The organism is Kitasatospora sp. NPDC057512 (assembly GCF_042802135.1).
Lineage (GTDB): Bacteria > Actinomycetota > Actinomycetes > Streptomycetales > Streptomycetaceae > Kitasatospora.
In genome coordinates, this window is sequence record NZ_JBHVET010001307.1 from 1 (window position 1) to 1,000 (window position 1,000).

1 protein-coding gene is annotated in these 1,000 nt (G+C 74.8%); it reads left to right on the top strand.

Annotated features, from left to right (window positions below; all coding sequences use genetic code 11):
- Window positions 1–967, top strand: a 967-nt coding sequence (locus ACFU6K_RS39655; RefSeq protein ID WP_380671626.1) for a trypsin-like serine peptidase, incomplete at its 5' end; no start/stop codon positions are given.
- Between the last annotated feature and the right edge of the window lie 33 nt (window positions 968–1,000).

The window sequence follows — 1,000 nt, forward strand, 5'->3', positions numbered from 1 at the left end:
GCCGCCGAACGCGGCGCTCGCCGCGGAGCGGGAGACCGTCACGACGCACGCCGGCGCCACGACCGCGCAGGAACGCGGCCGGATCGACGCCTACTGGACGCCCGACCGGATGAAGCTGGCGGGCGCCCTGGTCCCCGAGATCACGCCCGTGCCCGAGGACGACAACACGCCGAACGACCCGCGGCCGCTGCCCGCGGACACCCCCGACCCCGGGGCCGTGTGGACCCACGGCGGAGCGGTGGACCGGAGCGTCGGGCGGCTCTTCTTCACCTTCTCCGACGGCTACGACGGCAGTTGCACCGCGACCGTCGTCAACAGCGCCAACCGCAGCACCCTCCTCACGGCGGCGCACTGCCTGCGGGGCGTCGGGGCCCCCGCGACCGACGACACCTGGAACCACAACCTCTACTTCGTGCCGGGCTACCGCAACGGGACCAAGCCGCTCGGCGGTTTCAGCGTCAGGGCCATGGCCACCTCCTCCCGCTGGGACGCCGATCCGGGCGGGACGACCTCGAACGACGTCGCCGTGGCCGGCTTCGACACCGGAGTCCTGGTGGCGAACCCCTCGACCGAGGGGCGGCGGGTCGCCGATGTCACCGGTGCCCAGCGGATCGCGTTCACCCCGCCCGCCGAGGGCGAGTTCATCCACACCTTCGGCTATCCCAAGGACCGGCTGAACAACCCCGCCGCCACGTACTCCGGTTCGCGCATGATCCACTGCGCCGGACCGGCCCGCCCCGGCCCCCAGGCCCCGGTCCTGTGGGGCGAGTCCTGCGACATGTCGCACGGGGCCAGCGGCGGCCCCCACTTCACCCGGTTCGACCCGGCCACCGGGGCCGGCACCCTCGTCGGCGTCACCACCACCTCCGAGGAGCTCGCGGGTGGCCCGGCCGGCACGCTGTACGCCACCCGCCTCGGGGACAGCGCCCGCCGGCTCTACGACTGGGCGCAGACCCGGGCGCTCTGACCCCCGGCCACACCCCCAGCCACGCCCCCGGCC